Source organism: Mycobacterium terramassiliense (assembly GCF_900157385.1).
GTDB lineage: Bacteria > Actinomycetota > Actinomycetes > Mycobacteriales > Mycobacteriaceae > Mycobacterium > Mycobacterium terramassiliense.
On record NZ_LT717700.1, the window covers coordinates 952,647 to 967,564 of the forward strand.

The 14,918-nt window shown below is 69.7% G+C and carries 17 protein-coding genes; 7 read left to right on the forward strand and 10 right to left on the reverse strand.

Annotation, left to right across the window (positions count from 1 at the left end):
* Window positions 1–75 precede the first annotated feature (75 nt).
* The 3 genes from MTAB308_RS12690 to MTAB308_RS12700 are packed head-to-tail and all read left to right on the forward strand — an operon-like array spanning window position 76 to window position 2,488.
* Entirely contained in the window at window positions 76–993 is a 918-nt protein-coding gene (locus MTAB308_RS12690; RefSeq protein ID WP_077099731.1) for an HAD family hydrolase, read from the forward strand.
* A gap of 44 nt (window positions 994–1,037) precedes the next feature.
* Window positions 1,038–1,550 (forward strand): FAS1-like dehydratase domain-containing protein, encoded by a 513-nt coding sequence (locus MTAB308_RS12695; protein ID WP_077099732.1) that lies wholly within the window; start codon window positions 1,038–1,040, stop codon window positions 1,548–1,550.
* An 11-nt stretch (window positions 1,551–1,561) separates the two neighbouring features.
* Window positions 1,562–2,488, forward strand: coding sequence for a cyclopropane mycolic acid synthase family methyltransferase (locus tag MTAB308_RS12700; RefSeq protein ID WP_077099733.1), 927 nt, complete (start codon window positions 1,562–1,564; stop codon window positions 2,486–2,488).
* A gap of 8 nt (window positions 2,489–2,496) precedes the next feature.
* Here MTAB308_RS12700 and MTAB308_RS12705 read toward each other — a convergent pair whose 3' ends face one another.
* The 9 genes from MTAB308_RS12705 to MTAB308_RS12745 form a co-directional block, all read right to left on the reverse strand.
* Complete coding sequence (locus MTAB308_RS12705; RefSeq protein WP_108637282.1) at window positions 2,497–3,588, reverse strand: lysophospholipid acyltransferase family protein; 1,092 nt, start codon at window positions 3,586–3,588, stop codon at window positions 2,497–2,499.
* Window positions 3,570–4,682 carry an SDR family oxidoreductase gene (locus tag MTAB308_RS12710; protein ID WP_077099734.1) on the reverse strand — a complete coding sequence of 371 codons (1,113 nt, stop codon included), beginning with the start codon at window positions 4,680–4,682 and terminating at the stop codon, window positions 3,570–3,572. Before MTAB308_RS12710 ends, MTAB308_RS12705 begins: the two co-directional genes overlap by 19 nt.
* Window positions 4,683–4,754: 72 nt before the next feature.
* On the reverse strand, window positions 4,755–4,856 hold the full coding sequence (locus MTAB308_RS12715; protein ID WP_003402602.1) for a 30S ribosomal protein bS22: 102 nt from the start codon (window positions 4,854–4,856) through the stop codon (window positions 4,755–4,757).
* A 97-nt stretch (window positions 4,857–4,953) separates the two neighbouring features.
* Entirely contained in the window at window positions 4,954–5,211 is a 258-nt protein-coding gene (locus tag MTAB308_RS12720; protein WP_066966433.1) for a cell division/environmental response transcriptional regulator, read from the reverse strand.
* 140 nt (window positions 5,212–5,351) lie between these two features.
* Window positions 5,352–6,224 (reverse strand): pyrroline-5-carboxylate reductase, encoded by an 873-nt coding sequence (proC, locus tag MTAB308_RS12725; RefSeq protein WP_173842156.1) that lies wholly within the window; start codon window positions 6,222–6,224, stop codon window positions 5,352–5,354.
* A gap of 27 nt (window positions 6,225–6,251) precedes the next feature.
* Window positions 6,252–7,103, reverse strand: coding sequence for a thioesterase family protein (locus MTAB308_RS12730; protein ID WP_077099736.1), 852 nt, complete (start codon window positions 7,101–7,103; stop codon window positions 6,252–6,254).
* A gap of 33 nt (window positions 7,104–7,136) precedes the next feature.
* Window positions 7,137–7,979 carry a sugar phosphate isomerase/epimerase family protein gene (locus MTAB308_RS12735; RefSeq protein ID WP_077099737.1) on the reverse strand — a complete coding sequence of 281 codons (843 nt, stop codon included), beginning with the start codon at window positions 7,977–7,979 and terminating at the stop codon, window positions 7,137–7,139.
* Between the two features lie 30 nt (window positions 7,980–8,009).
* Window positions 8,010–8,969 (reverse strand): hypothetical protein, encoded by a 960-nt coding sequence (locus MTAB308_RS12740; protein WP_077099738.1) that lies wholly within the window; start codon window positions 8,967–8,969, stop codon window positions 8,010–8,012.
* Window positions 8,966–9,982 (reverse strand): Ppx/GppA family phosphatase, encoded by a 1,017-nt coding sequence (locus MTAB308_RS12745; RefSeq protein ID WP_077099739.1) that lies wholly within the window; start codon window positions 9,980–9,982, stop codon window positions 8,966–8,968. The genes MTAB308_RS12740 and MTAB308_RS12745 overlap by 4 nt, the downstream gene beginning before the upstream one ends.
* 131 nt (window positions 9,983–10,113) lie before the next feature.
* Here MTAB308_RS12745 and MTAB308_RS12750 point away from each other — a divergent pair, with 131 nt between their 5' ends.
* Entirely contained in the window at window positions 10,114–10,899 is a 786-nt protein-coding gene (locus tag MTAB308_RS12750; RefSeq protein ID WP_077099740.1) for a DUF3109 family protein, read from the forward strand.
* Between the two features lie 3 nt (window positions 10,900–10,902).
* Here the strand turns inward: MTAB308_RS12750 and MTAB308_RS12755 are convergent, their stop codons facing one another.
* On the reverse strand, window positions 10,903–11,625 hold the full coding sequence (locus MTAB308_RS12755) for a FadR/GntR family transcriptional regulator (RefSeq protein ID WP_077099741.1): 723 nt from the start codon (window positions 11,623–11,625) through the stop codon (window positions 10,903–10,905).
* Window positions 11,626–11,698: 73 nt separating this feature from the next.
* Between MTAB308_RS12755 and MTAB308_RS12760 the strand changes: the two genes are divergently transcribed.
* The 3 genes from MTAB308_RS12760 to MTAB308_RS12770 are packed head-to-tail and all read left to right on the forward strand — an operon-like array spanning window position 11,699 to window position 14,837.
* Window positions 11,699–12,655, forward strand: a complete 957-nt coding sequence (locus MTAB308_RS12760) for a hypothetical protein (protein WP_077099742.1) — start codon at window positions 11,699–11,701, stop codon at window positions 12,653–12,655.
* On the forward strand, window positions 12,652–12,981 hold the full coding sequence (locus MTAB308_RS12765; RefSeq protein ID WP_077099743.1) for a hypothetical protein: 330 nt from the start codon (window positions 12,652–12,654) through the stop codon (window positions 12,979–12,981). Before MTAB308_RS12760 ends, MTAB308_RS12765 begins: the two co-directional genes overlap by 4 nt.
* Window positions 12,978–14,837, forward strand: coding sequence for a GMC family oxidoreductase (locus MTAB308_RS12770; protein WP_077099744.1), 1,860 nt, complete (start codon window positions 12,978–12,980; stop codon window positions 14,835–14,837). The genes MTAB308_RS12765 and MTAB308_RS12770 overlap by 4 nt, the downstream gene beginning before the upstream one ends.
* Window positions 14,838–14,918 lie beyond the last annotated feature (81 nt).

Genomic DNA, 14,918 nt, shown 5'->3' on the forward strand with positions numbered 1-14,918 from the left:
GACATCCGCCGGATAGGGTTGATAGCGGTCATCCCACGGACTACCGGGCGGCACGGCGAGCTAGGAGGTTGGGCCTTGGTTTCATCGGCTTCCTCTGAGTCGGGCGGCGCGGACGCCACCGGCCGCGCCGACCTGGACGCGCTGGTAGACAACGCGAGCGCCGAACGTGCGCTGGAGGATCTGCAGGCCAGCGCCCCCGAAGAAGGTCGCCCGCAGCCACCGATCGACCTGACCGCGGCGGCGTTCTTCGACGTGGACAACACCCTGGTGCAGGGCTCCTCGGCGGTGCACTTCGGGCGCGGGCTGGCCGCGCGCAACTACTTCACGTATCGCGACGTGCTCGGATTCATCTACGCCCAGGCCAAGTTCCAGCTGCTGGGCACGGAGAACAGCGACGACGTCGCCGCGGGCCGGCGCAAGGCGCTCGCCTTCATCGAGGGCCGCTCGGTCGAGCAGCTGGTGGCGTTGGGCGAGGAGATCTACGACGAGATCATCGCCGACAAGATCTGGGCCGGCACTCGCGCGCTGACGCAGATGCACCTCGACGCCGGCCAGCAGGTGTGGCTGATCACCGCCACGCCGTATGAGCTCGCGGCGACGATCGCGCGGCGGCTCGGTCTGACCGGCGCGCTGGGGACGGTCGCCGAATCGGTCGACGGCGTTTTCACGGGCAGGCTGGTCGGTGAGATCCTTCACGGCCCGGGCAAGGCCCACGCCGTGCGCTCGCTGGCGATCCGCGAGGGCCTCAACCTCAAGCGCTGCACCGCCTATTCCGACAGCTACAACGACGTGCCCATGCTGTCGCTGGTCGGCACGGCGGTCGCCATCAACCCCGACGCGCGGCTGCGGGCCCTGGCCCGCGAACGAGGTTGGGAAATCCGCGACTTCCGCACCGCCCGCAAGGCCGCGCGGATCGGAGTGCCGTCAGCCCTGGCCCTGGGCGCGGCCGGTGGCGCGCTGGCGGCACTGGCGTCGCGGCGGCAATCGCGCTGATAGGCTGCGCCGCTGAGACGTATTCGAGCGGGGAGCACAGCGGCATGACAATCCCAGAATCGGCCCAAGACCTCATCGGCAGCCACTACCGGGCGCCGGATTATTTCCAGGTCGGGCGCGAAAAGATTCGGGAGTTCGCGCAGGCGATCAAAGACGAACACCCGACGCACTACAGCGAGGCCGACGCCGCCGCCGCCGGCTATCCCGGGCTCGTGGCGCCGCTGACCTTCTTGGCCATCGCCGGGCGGCGCGTGCAATTGGAGATTTTCACCAAGTTCAACATCCCGATCAACATCGCCCGGATCATGCACCGCGACCAGAAATTCCTGTATCACCGCCCGATCCTCGCCCACGATAGGCTGTACTTCGACACTTATTTAGACTCGGTGATCGAATCCCACGGCGCGGTGATCGTTGAGATCCGCAGCGAAGTCACCGACGCCGAGGGCGAGCCGGTCGTCACCAGTGTCGTTACGATGCTGGGGGAAGCCGCACACCAGGACGCAGGCGCTGAAGAAACCGTCGCCGCGGTCGCATCCATATCAGCCGGAAAGTAGGGGCGATTCCAATGTCACAGAGCGAATCGGGTGGCACCCAGCTGAAGCCGCCGGTCGAGGCAGTCCGATCCCATTACGACAAGTCGAACGAGTTTTTCAAGCTGTGGCTGGACCCGTCGATGACCTACAGCTGCGGCTACTTCGACGAAAATCCGGATCCGCAAAATCTGACTAAGACGCTGGAAGAGGCCCAGTACGCCAAGCGCAAGCTCGCCCTGGACAAGCTCAACCTCGAGCCGGGCATGACGCTGCTCGACATCGGCTCCGGCTGGGGATCGACCATGCGCCACGCCGTCGAGGAATACGACGTGAACGTCATCGGCCTGACGCTGAGCGAGAACCAGTACGCCCACTGTGTGGCCGAGTTCGACAAGATGGACAGCCCCCGCAGCAAAGAGGTGCGGATCCAGGGCTGGGAGGAATTCCCCGACGACGAGCGGATCGACCGCATCGTGTCGCTGGGCGCGTTCGAGCACTTCGCCGACGGAGCCGGCGACGCCGGCTACGAGCGGTACGGCGTCTTCTTCAAGAAGTTCTACAACTTGCTGCCCGACGACGGCCGGATGCTGTTGCACAGCATCGTGGTGCCCACCGCCGAGGAGGGCAAGGCTATGGGCCTGAAGACCACGATGAGCCTGCTGCGGTTCATCAGCTTCATCCTCAAGGAGATCTACCCGGGCGGTAGGTTGCCTCAGGTCGAGCAGGTCGACCGGTACTCCACCGAGGCCGGTTTCACGATCGAGCGCCATCACTTCATCGGCAAGAACTACGTTCCGACGCTGACGGCCTGGGCGGACGCGCTCGAGGCGCACAAGGACGAGGCGATCGCCCTCAAGGGCCAGGAGACCTACGACATCTACCTGCGCTACCTGCGGGGCTGCTCGGACCTGTTCCGCGACGGCTACACGAACGTGTGCCAGTTCACCATGGTCAAGTAGCGAAAAGCTCAGCCGAAGAAGATGTTTCGGCGGCCGGCCAGCAGGCGATACAGCGTCTGCTGGATCGTTTCGCGCACCTGATCGGTCAGCTCGAAGGTGACCATCGGGTCCTCGGCGTCGGACGCGGCGTAGTCGTTCGTGTAGATCGGCTCACCGAATGCGATGCGCCACTTCGACGGCAACGGCACCAGGCCCGCGGGCCCGGCCAGCGGGAACAGCGGGGTGACCGGGAAGTACGGCAACCCGAACAGCCGCGCCAGCAGCTTGACGTCGGTGAGCATCGGGTAGATCTCTTCGGAGCCGACGATCGAGCACGGGACGATCGGGGCCTTGGTACGCAGCGCAGCCGTGACGAAGCCGCCGCGCCCGAACCGCTGCAACCGGTAGCGGTCCTCGAACCGCTTGCCCAGCCCCTTGTAGCCCTCCGGGAACACGGCGGTGAGCTCGCCGGCGGCCAGCAGGCGATGCGCGTCCGTCGTGCAGGCCATGGTGTGGCCCGCCTTGCGGGCGGCTTCGCCGACCACGGGCAGGTCGAACACCATGTCGGCGGCCAGCAGCCGCAGGTCGCGCTGCGCCGGATGCTCGTCGTGCACCGCCACCGACAGCATCAGCCCATCGAACGGCAGCACCCCGGCGTGGTTGGCCACCACCAACGCGGCGCCGTCGCTCGGCAGGTTCTCGATGCCGCTGACCTCGACCCGGAACCACGACCGGAAAAAGAAGCGCAGCAAAGGCCGAACGATCGCGCTGTTGAAGTGCGGATCGAAGCCGAACTCGTCGACGGTGTAGTCGCCCATGAACCGCTGGCGCACGAAGCCCGCGACGGCGGCGACCTTCTGCGCGAGATCGTTGAGAGGCGCTTCGGCCGTGGATGTCGCACCGGCGGCGCGGCGGTGTTCGTCGATTTCGCGAACGACCGCGGCGATCTGTTCGGCCGACGCCCGACCGTTCGGATCCGACAGCAAGGAGGGATGTTGACGGGACGACTCAGCCCGCTGATCGGCTCTGCGCCGCGCCGCTACCCGACCCCGATTTGTATGCAGTGGAATGACGTTCGCTCTGGTTTCGCCAGCCACGATACCTACCTGCCCCCACCCCATGGAATTGCATTTCGGCTTCCCCAGCGCTGCGCTAAAGCTATGGCGCGACCCTCCAGGGAGCGTACCCGATCAGGGTGGATTATGGGAGTCAGGCCACGGCCGCGGACGTAGTCGTCGAACGCCTCCGCGGTCGTCCATTTCGGCTGGTAGCCGAGCTCCGTTCGCATCCTGGTGGTGTCCATGACGCGGCCGTAACTCAAATACTCAAACTGATCGCGAGTGATTTCGGTGTAGCGGTTAGCCCGTCTCAGCGAATCCAGCGCCCACACGCCAAAACCGGGCACCGGCACCGGGATTCGGCCCGCCCGCCGGATCGCCTGCGACAGCATGATGATGCCGTCGGCGCCGATGTTGAAGGTGCCGGCCTTGCCCGCCATCGCCGCGCGCTCCAGGGCGCCCAACGCGTCCTGCTCGTGCAACAGCTGCAATCGCGCGTCGCGGCCGAACATGGTCGGGACCAACGGCCCGGCCAGGTAGCGCGACAGCGAGGTGTCCATCGCCGGGCCGATCATGTTGGCCAGCCTCAGAATCGTCACCGCGATATCGGGGCGCCGCCGCCCCAACCCGCGCACGTAACCCTCGATGTCGAGGCTGTCCTTCGCGAAACCGTCGCGAAAGGGCCGCCGGCTGCTGCTGTCCTCGGTGAACATGACGGGATCGTGCGCGCTCGACCCGTACACCTCGGAGGTCGACTTGAGGATGACGCGGCGCACCGTAGGCGCCTTCTGACAGGCCGCGAAAAGTTGCATCGCGCCCATCACGTTGATTTCCTTCAACGCCGCGCTGCCACCGGATCGCGGCGCGTACGACGCCGCCGCGGCGTGCACCACCGTGTCGACTTCGCCGTTGCGAATCACCTTGGCAATGAAGGGATTCCGAATGTCGGCGCGGACGAACTCGGCGCGCCCCATGCGGCGCAGCATGTCCTTGCTGGGGGCGATCGCGTCCACCGCGATGACCCCCTTGATCAGGGGGTTCTGCGCGAGCCGGGCAGTCAGGTAGCCGCCCAGAAACCGGCACGCACCGGTGACGAGCACGACCTTGGGGTAGTGCACGGTGCCGGTTCCGGCGCCTTCCCCGCTCGACTGATCCACCCAAACAGCCTAACGGGCGGGCGAGACGGCGGCGTTACGGCGACACGGCCGTCGGCTGGGCTTACTTGGGCTTTACTTGCCAAGTTTTCTGCGCTGCACCCGGGTGCGACGCAGCAGCTTGCGGTGCTTCTTCTTCGACATGCGCTTGCGCCGCTTCTTGATTACTGAACCCATGAACTCCGCTATCTGACCGGTGACCTGCTCCTACTTGACCCGGACACTTTACCCGGCGGGCAGCGTGGAACACCAAACCGGCGGTGCGGGGAGCGGGTCAGCCCGCGTCGAAGTACGACGTCTCCAGCATGTCGTGGACGGCTTTGGCGTGCACCCGGAAGGACCGCCCAACCCGGACCGCCGGCAGCTCGCCGTTGTGCACCAACCGGTAGACCGTCATCTTGGAGACCCGCATCAGCGCTGCCACCTCCGCGACGGTCAGAAATTGTGTCCTGGCCTGCTGGCCATCGCCGGAACCGGAGTCCCGCCCCTTACCAGCGGAATCTCGTGCCGATGGCCCGTTCGTAGACGTCATCGCAACCCAATCGTGTCAGGCCCGCGCAATGCCAGCGGCTTCCCCTCCGCCGGCACCCACACGTGCATACAAAGAGGAGAATAGCGGGACTAGTGGGGTTAATGGTACTGGTGAGGGACAATCAGTCCGGAAATCATGAATTATTCCGATGTAATTCTTAGCTGCTCAGAGCGCCTTTTTGCGGCCTGAACGGCCGCGTCGACGGCCACCCGCAATCCCCCTCGCTCCAGTTCGCGCAGCGCAGCGGCGGTGGTGCCGCCGGGCGACGTGACCGTCGCGCGCAGCTGCGCCGCCGTGGCGTCCGCGCGCGCGCCCAGCGCCTCCGGCTCGGCCGATCGATCGGAATCCATGCGCTCGAGCAGCATCGCCGCCGAGCCGGCCATCGTCTGCGCCGTCAGGTCGGTGGCGACCGAGCGGCTCAGCCCGGCCGCAACGCCGGCGTCGACCAGGGCCTCGACCATCAAGAAGAAGTACGCCGGACCGGACCCCGACAGCGCGGTCACGGCGTCCATCTGGGATTCGGGCACCCTCAGCACGCCGCCGACGGAGTCGAACAGGGCCGAGACCTCTTCCAGCTGTGGTTCGGTCACGAAGCGGCCCTTGGCCAGAGCGGTCACCCCCGCGCCCACCAACGCCGCGGCGTTGGGCATCGCCCGGACCACCGGCGTGCCGGCCGGCAGCCTGGATTCGAAGTAGCCGATCGTGATGCCCGCCGCGACGGTGACGAAAACCTGCTCGGCGCTGTCGGTCTCGGCCGCGGCGGCCGCCCGGGCCAGCTCCCCCATCACGGTCTCGACGTCGGCCGGCTTCACCGCCACCACGACGAAAGTCGCGTTGTCCACCGCGTCGCTCACCGATGCCAGGCGCACCGAATAGGTCTCGGCCAGGTACTCGGCGCGCTCCCGCATCCGTTCGGCCACCACCAGGTCTTTGACCTGCCGGCCCGCGCGCAGCAGGCCCGACAGCAATGCCTCGCCGATGCTGCCGCCGCCGATGATCGCGATTCTTGCCATGGCGGAAAGCATTCCAGACAGCGCCCGCTAGCGGGCGGCGGGCACCATCGCCAGCTGCCGGGCCTGCACCACCAGGCGGCCGAGGCGGTCGACGACGATGTGGTCCTCATCGAACCAGTCGTGCCCGATCTCCATGCAGGTCGCGATGATCCGCAGCCAGCCGTCGGCGGGCAGGGCGCGCAGGAAGGCCGTCAGCTGGACGGTGGGTGCCCAGCCGGTGCGGTCCACGGCGAAGGTGACCGGCGCCGACAGGTCGCCGCACATGAGCGCGAACAGCGCGTCGGGAGCCACGCCGCGGGGGCGCGCCCACATCTGGATCATGGGCGGGTGGCCGTCGCGGGGGCGCATCGTCGACAGCAGCGGCCGCACGTCGCATCCCTCGCCCAGATGCACCAGTCCGGCCAGGGGGTGGCCGGGCCCGATGGGCTCGACGTGCTCAGGCGGTTCGGGCGCCATCAGTTCCAGCACCGGGTTCGCCGACAGCAGCGGTGCGGCCGCGGCGCCGGAGGCGGCACAAGGGGCGTAGTGCTCCGGTTGCCCGAGGTTGATCACGGCGTGCACGGCGGTGCGCTCGCCCTGCACGAGCTCGACGTCGACGACGCTGATCCGGCGGCCGCGCTTGCGAAAAGAGGTCAGTAGCCGCATCGGCCCCGGATCCGGCGCCGACAGAAAGCTGGCCGACACTGTGACCGGTTCCAAAACCGGCTCGGGTCCGCCCGGCTGCCCGCCGCCCGCGGTGCGGGCGGCGTTGGCGCACAGCGCCAGCATCGCGCCGCCGTGCACCTTCGGCCCGATGGTCCAGCGCTTGTCGAGCTCGCCCTCGAATACGCCCGGGCCGACCTCCCGCAGGGTCATTGCGGTGGTGAATAACGCCGTCAAGGTTCTCCCGAGTTCTTCTGGGTTGCGGGCAGGTCAGCGCAGCAGGTGCGTGCGGGCGAACTGCAACGACTCGGTGAGCATGCTTTCGCGCTCACTGGCGCTGCGCGCGCTCGACGTGGACACCTCCAAGATCACGTGGCCGGAGAAGCGGCCACCGGCCAGCATCTGGCACACCTCGGCGGTGGGCTGGGTGCCGCGCCCGGGCACCAGGTGCTCGTCGGCGGGCAGGCCGCTGCCGTCACACAGGTGCAGGTGGGTCAGGCCCCCGCCCATCCGCTCGGCCATGTCCAGGGCGTCGGAGCCCGCGGTCGACGTGTGGGACAGATCCAGCGTGTAGTTCGCGTGGTTGCCGTCCAGCGGGTCGTAGGACGGCGCGAACGCCGAGATCGCCGGGCCCGGTCCGCCGCCCCGCCTGCGCATGCGTTCCCGGGACTGGCCCGCGCCGAAGAACCGGTCGGCGCGGAACGGGAACATGTTCTCGACGGCGACCTTCACGTCGCTGGACGCCTCCAAGGCGGCGACCTGGTCGCTGAACCCCTCCGCATAGCGGCGTTGCCAGCGAAACGGCGGATGCACCACGACGGTCTGCGCGTCGAGCTGTTCGGCGGCCCGCACGCTGCGGTCCAGCTTGAGGATCGGGTTGGCGCCCCACACCCGCTGCGAGATCAGCAGGCAGGGCGCGTGCACGGACAGCACCGGGACGCGATAGCGGCGGGACAGCGTCTTGACGGCGCCGATGTCTTGGCTGACCGACTCGCTCCACACCATCAGCTCCACGCCGTCGTAGCCGAGCCTGTCCGCGTACTCGAACGCGGCCTCGGCCCGCAACGGGTACACCGAGGCCGTCGACAGGCCGACTTTGATTGCGGGGCGCAATGGTCTGGGTGGGTTCTGAGAGGGATCCGGCTAGCCCGACTGTAACGACAGGGCCAGCGGCCCCAGGGTGATCAACGCGCCCACCGCGACGGCGATCAGCGTGCTGGCGATGTCCTCGGTTTTGCGCACCACGCGCACCCCCACCACCAAGCCGAGGATGACCAGCACCGAGAGCACCAGTGCCACGATGCTGTTCCAGCGCCACAGCTCGTCGAACGCGACGAACAGCCCGGCCCCGAACGCGACCGCCAGGATCGACTGGAACACGATCAGGCAGCCGCGCCACAGCGCCCCGAGCCGGCCGGGGGCCTCGTGCGGCACCTCGCCGGCGCGCTCGGCCGCGACGCCGAGGTGGTCGTCGTCGATTTTTTCCTCATCCGCCGACGGCGCCGCGCCGCGCCGCCGGGCCACCTCGTCGGCGAGCGTCTGCCCGCCGAACAGCGTGGAATCCGAGTGCAGGAAGGAGCGCACGAAGGCGGAGTCCTCGGACGCGGGTTCGGCTTCGCGCACCTCGGAGTCCGTCACGTCGACCGGGATGTCGGCGTAGTGGTCCAGCGGGTCGGGGCTCATGTCCTCGGCGCCGGGCTGGGCGGCGTCGGCGGGGGCGCCGGCGTGCGGCAGGGGCCTTGGGTAGGCGCTGCGCTCCGGGCCGGACAAACGCTGGGGTTGGGGCGGTGACGTGGGCCAGCGCGGCTCGGGCTCGGCCCAGTACGCGGACGTGGGCCGGTCCTCGCGGGCCTCCTCGGGGGCCGGCTCGGCGGCCTGCACCGTCCCGTGGGCCGCCGTTTCGGTGATGCCGTGGTCGTCGTCGCGGATGACCGGAATCTCACCGGTGAGCTCGGCGACCGTGACCGCGTCGCTGTCGCCACGCCGACGGCGCCGCCGCCGGGTGACCGCCGGGGCGCCGATCGTTCCGTTCCTGGCCAGCAGTTCGGCCACCGAGATCGGCCGGGTGCCGGGGCTCTCGGTCTCGGAGTGTGGTCCGGTCATGATTTGTCGCCTCTCGATCGGTTCGCGTTCCGATCAGCTTTCTGACCTCCAGCATCGCGCACCGAGCTCCCGAAGAGCGCCGTTCCATCGGCTTCGCTGTCGAGTTTGCGCAAGATGAGACCTTCCCGTAACGCCCACGGGCAGATATCCACGGCTTCGATCGACAGCGCTCGCATGCTTGCCTCGGCCACCAGGGCACCCGCCACGATCTGCGGTGCCCGCTCGGCGCTCACTCCTTCCAGTTCGGCCCGGTCAGCGGTGGTCATCCTAGAGATGAAAGCTATGAGTTGCCTGAGCCCGTTTTCGGTCAGCGTCCTCTTGACCCGGGGTCCCGCCGCCGAGGGCGCGGCACCGGTGAGCCGTGCCAGCGACCGGAACGTCTTCGACGTGGCGACCGCGAGGTCGGGGGCGCCGGCTTCCAGGACCGCCACGGCCGATTCCGCCAGCTCGGCGTCCAGCCAGTCGCGCAGCATCGCCACCCGGCGCCGCCCGGGCGGGTCGTCCGGCAGCCATTCGCGGGTCAGCCGCCCCGCACCCAGCGGCAACGACAACGCGACCTCGGGCTCCTCGTCGACGCCGCTGGACAATTCCAGCGAGCCGCCGCCGATGTCGAGGTTGATGATGCGCCCGGCACTCCACCCGTACCACCGGCGCACCGCGAGGAAGGTCAGCCGCGACTCGTCGACCCCGGTCAGCACCTGCAGTTCGACGCCGGCCTCTTTGCGCACCCGGGACAACACGTCGTCGGAGTTCTCGGCGTCGCGGACCGCCGAGGTGGCGAAGGCCATCAGCTCCTTGCACCCGGAGCTGTCCGCGATCTTGGCGAACTCGTTGATCGTCGACACCAACTTGTCGGCGCCGCGCTTGGTGATTTTCCCGGAGCTGTCGATCGACTCGGAGAGCCGCAGTGTGGCCTTCGTCGAACTCATCGGCGTCGGGTGCCCACCGCGGTGGGCATCGACCACCAACAGGTGGACCGTGTTGCTACCCACGTCGAGCACGCCTAACCGCACAGGAAACAACCTAGCCGGGTGACGATGCGCGCCGCGCAGCGGCGAGGGGGAAAGGCCGGCAGTCGACGCGAGCCGGAGTCCTCTCGCGTCAAAGTGCCGGGCAAGCGAAATCGTGGTCTAACGTTGGCGACGTGGCGGATTCACACCCGGAACCGGGTCAGGAGGTCGAGTTGGACTTCGCCCGCGAGTGGGTGGAGTTCTACGACCCGGACAACCCCGAGCACCTGATCGCGGCCGACCTGACCTGGCTGCTCTCACGCTGGACCTGCGTCTTCGGCACTCCGGCCTGCCGCGGCACGGTCGAGGGCCGCCCGGACGACGGGTGCTGCTCGCACGGCGCGTTTCTGTCCGACGACGACGACCGCGCTCGGCTCGACGACGCGGTCAAGACGTTGACCGACGAGGACTGGCAGTTCCGGGATAAAGGCTTGGGCCGCAAGGGTTACCTGGAGCTCGACGAGCATGACGGCCAACCGCAATACCGCACACGCAAGCACAAGGACGCCTGCATCTTCCTCAACCGGCCCGGCTTTGCCGGCGGCATCGGGTGTGCGTTGCACACCAAGGCCCTCCAGCTGGGCGTACCGCCGCTGACCATGAAACCCGATGTCTGCTGGCAGCTGCCGATCCGGCGCAGCCAGGAGTGGGTGACCCGGCCCGACGGCACCGAGATACTCAAGACCTGGGTCACCGAATTCGATCGCCGCGGCTGGGGTTCCGGCGGCGCGGACCTGCACTGGTATTGCACCGGCGATCCGGCCGCGCACGTCGGCGCCAAGCAGGTCTGGGAGAGCATGGCCGACGAGCTGACCGAATTGCTCGGCGCCAAGGCCTACGCGGAGCTGGCGGCAATGTGCAAGCGGCGCAGCAAGTTAGGGCTCATCGCCGTGCACCCGGCCACCCGGGTTGCCGAGTAGCGTTCAGCCGGCTTGGGTTTTCTTGTAGGACAACACCATCCGCAAGGCGCTGGCGTTGAGGTAGTCCTCGACAGCGGCGGCGGCCGCCTCCGCGTCGCGCGCCAGCACGGCGTCGGTGATCGCCCGCAGGTCGGCCACCACCGGCGCGGCGTCGTCGTAGGCCCCGGTGAGTTCGTGCTCCCGCCCGCCGAACGCGTGCTCGACCCAGCGATACAGCAACCCCAGCGCGCGGTTGCGGGTGCCGTGAATGAGCACCCGGAAGTAGGCGAGGTCGGCGGCCTGGCGTGCCGCCGAGCCGTCGGCCTCGCCCACCGCCGCCAGCGCCGCGCGCAACGACTCGGCGTCCTCGGGCGTGCTGCGCAGGGCCGCCAGCCGGCCGATCAAGGGGCCCAGCGCCGCCCGGATCTCCAGCAGTTCGGCCAGGAAGTCGGGGCCGAGCTTGCGCACCAGCGCCTCGACGACGGCGGGATGCGTGAGCGCCTCGGGGTCGCGCACCACGTTGCCGCTGCCATGGCGGGCCTCGATGAGGCCCATCTGCTGCAGGCGGGCCAGCCCTTGGCGCAGCGACGTGCGGTTGACACCGAGATGCTCGGCCAACTCCCGCTCGGGCGGCAGCGTCGACCCGGGCGGAAAGGCGCCGTCGAGGATGGCGTCGGCGATCGACGCGGCGATCTGTTCGTCGACCCGTTGGCGGTCCGGCGGCTGCAACGCACTTGACTGGTTCATTGGCTCAACCAATATAGTGGACCGATCGGGCACGGCGCGGCCATCGCGCAGCCGTGTCCAACCGGAGGAGCACATGGACGACGAGCTGCGATCGGCCTCCGCCCCGCGCTGGCGCGGGAAGGCCGGCCGCCTGGAGGTCTGGTACGCCACCCTGTCGGATCCGCTGACCCGCGCCGGGCTGTGGATCCACTGCGAGACGGTGGCCCCCGAGCACGCCGCCGACTCCCCCTACGCGCACGGCTGGGCGACGTGGTTCGCGCCCGACGGCCCGCCCCGCACCGAGCGGTTCGGCCCCGAGCCCACCGGCCCGGCGTCGGGATCCGCCTGGTTCGATGCGGCGGGGGTGCGGGCGGCGCCGGAAAAGCTGGCCGGGCGCGCCGGATCGTTGGCGTGGGACCTGTCCTGGAAGGACGCCGGCAGGCCGCTGTGGACGTTCCCCCGGGCGGCGTGGGAGCGCGAGCTGCTGCCGGGCGCCCAGGTGGTCATCGCGCCCACCGCCGATTTCGCCGGCTCGCTGAGCGTCGCGGATGGCGCGGTTCGCATCGACGGCTGGCGCGGCGGGGTCGCTCACATCTACGGGCACGGCAACGCCAAGCGCTGGGCATGGGTCCGCGCCGACCTCGGCGACGGCGATGTCATGGAAGTCGTTGCGGCGGTCTCCAATAGGCCGGGCCTGCGCCGGCTGGCGCCGATGGCGTTCGTGCGGTTCCGCATCGACGGGAAGGATTGGCCCGCAAGCCCTTTCCCGTCGCTGCGGATGAAAACGACGCTGGGCCTGCGGCACTGGCAGCTGGAGGGCGGCATCGGCGGTCGCCGGGTGCTCATCCGGGTCGACCAGCCACCGGAGCGGTGCGTGAGCCTCGGATACACCGACCCCGACGGCGGCCGCGCGGTGTGCACCAACACCGAACAGGCCGACGTCCACGTCGACATCGACGACCGGCACTGGTCGGTGCTGGGAACCGGGCACGCCGAGGTCGGTCTGCGCGGCGCCGACGCACCCGACATCAACGAAAGGATCCTGTCGTGAGCTTCGTCCTCGACCCACCGCTGCTGTTCGCCGCCGGAGTGCTGATCGAGCGCCGGGTGCCCGCGGACCGGCGGGACCTCGCCGAGGCCGCCACGCTCGGTGTCTTCTTCGGCGGTTCGTTCGGGCTCTACAACAACGTGCCCGGCCTCGGCGTGCTGTGGCGGCCCTTCCGCGCCGCCAATGGGCGCGACTTCATGTGGAACAGCGGCGTTTTCGGTGTCGACACCGTGGCGGCGGGCCCGCGGCTGCACGCCGCGGCGGGCGCAATCCTCGCGACCTATCCGTTCTTCATCAAACTGGGACGCCGGCTCGGACGCCGCGGATGAGCCGTCTCGCCGCGTCGTTCGGCGCCGCGCTGCTGCCCGAGGAGTGCGGCGGCCCGGCGCCGGCCCAGCTCGCCGCCCGCGTCGACCGCTACCTGAAGCGGCTGCCCCCGACGTCGCGGGTGGCGATGCGGGCCGGGTTGCTCTCGGTGGCCGCGGCGAGCTACCTCACGACCGGCCGGTCACTGCCGCGGCTCGACCCCGGCGGGCGGGAGCGGGTGCTGCGGCGGGTCGCCGCGCTCGGCCCCGACGCCGCCGCGGCCGTCGAAGCCGTGAAGGCGATCGTGTTGCTGGCGAACGGGGCCGACGCCTATGCGCCGGAACTGCTTTCGCGTGCGCAACAACAGGACACGGCGCGCCCGGATGCACCCCTGACCATCACGGCATCGGCGGAGTGCGGCTCGGTCGTCACCGCCGACGCGGTCGTCGTGGGGTCCGGCGCCGGCGGGGCCATGGTGGCGCGCACGCTGGCGCGGGCCGGCCTGGACGTCGTCGTGATCGAGGAGGGCCGGCGCTGGACGGTCGGGGAATTCCGCAGCACCCACCCGATCGACCGCTACGCCGGGTTGTACCGCGGGGCCGGGGCCACCGTTGCGCTGGGGCGCCCGTCGGTGGTGCTGCCCATCGGTCGAGCGGTCGGAGGCACCACCGTGGTGAACTCCGGCACTTGCTACCGGCCGCCGCCCGCGGTGATGCGGCGCTGGCGTGACGACTTCGGCCTTCGGCTGGCCGATCCGGATCGACTGAACGAGCGCCTCGACGACGTCGAACGCACCCTGCGGGTGGCGCCGGTCCCGCTGGAGATCATGGGGCGCAACGGGCGGCTGCTGCTCGACGCCGCGGCGACGCTGGGCTGGCGGGCGGCGCCCATCCCGCGCAACGCGCCGGGCTGCGGGGGTTGCTGCCAGTGCGCGATCGGCTGCCCGCGCAACGCCAAGTTCGGCGTGCACCTCAACGCGTTGCCGCAGGCGTGCGCGGCGGGGGCGCGGATCATCTCAGAGGCCCGCGTCGAGCGCGTGCTGCACCGGCAAGGGCGCGCTCGCGGGGTGCGCGCCCGCCGGCCCGACGGCACCGCGCTCGACGTCCTTGCGGACACGGTCGTCGTCGCCGCCGGCGCCACCGAGACGCCGGGGCTGTTGCGGCGCAGCGGTTTTGGCGCGCACCCGCGCCTCGGCCGAAACCTCGCGCTGCACCCGGCGACGATGCTGGCCGGTCGGTTCGACGACGACGTGGTCGCCTGGCACGGCGTGCTGCAAAGCGCGGCCGTGCACGAGTTCCACGAGTCGGACGGCGTGCTGATCGAAGCGACCTCCACGCCGCCGGGGATGGGGTCGATGGTCTTGCCCGGCTACGGCGCCGAGCTGCTCGGGTGGCTCGACCGCGCGCACCGGGTCGCGACGTTCGGCGCCATGGTGGCCGACCGCGGCGTCGGCTCGGTGTCCTCGGTCCGCGGCGAGACGCTGGTGCGGTACAACATCGCGCGAGCCGACGTCGCCAAGCTGCGGGTCGCGATCGAGGCCATGGGCCGGCTGCTGTTCGCCGCCGGCGCCGTCGAGGTGCTCACCGGTTTACCCGACGCGACGACGGTGACGTCACAGCCCGCGCTGCGGGACGCGCTGAGCCGAAGCGACGCGAGAAGCCTGCACCTGGCCGCCTTCCACCCCTCGGGCACCGCGGCCGCCGGCGCCGACGAGCAGCTTTGTCCCGTCGACGAAACCGGGCGGCTGCGCGGCGCCGACGGCGTATGGGTCGCCGACGCGTCGATCCTGCCCAGCTGCCCGGAGGTGAACCCGCAGTTGTCGATCATGGCCATGGCGCTCGGCGTGGCCGACGAGATCGTCGGCGCCCGCGCGAGTTGAGTGTGAATCCCGGGCGTTGAGTGTGAATCCCCGCCGCGACACGCCGGTGGGGGTGACCCTCAGTGCACACTCAACGCCCGC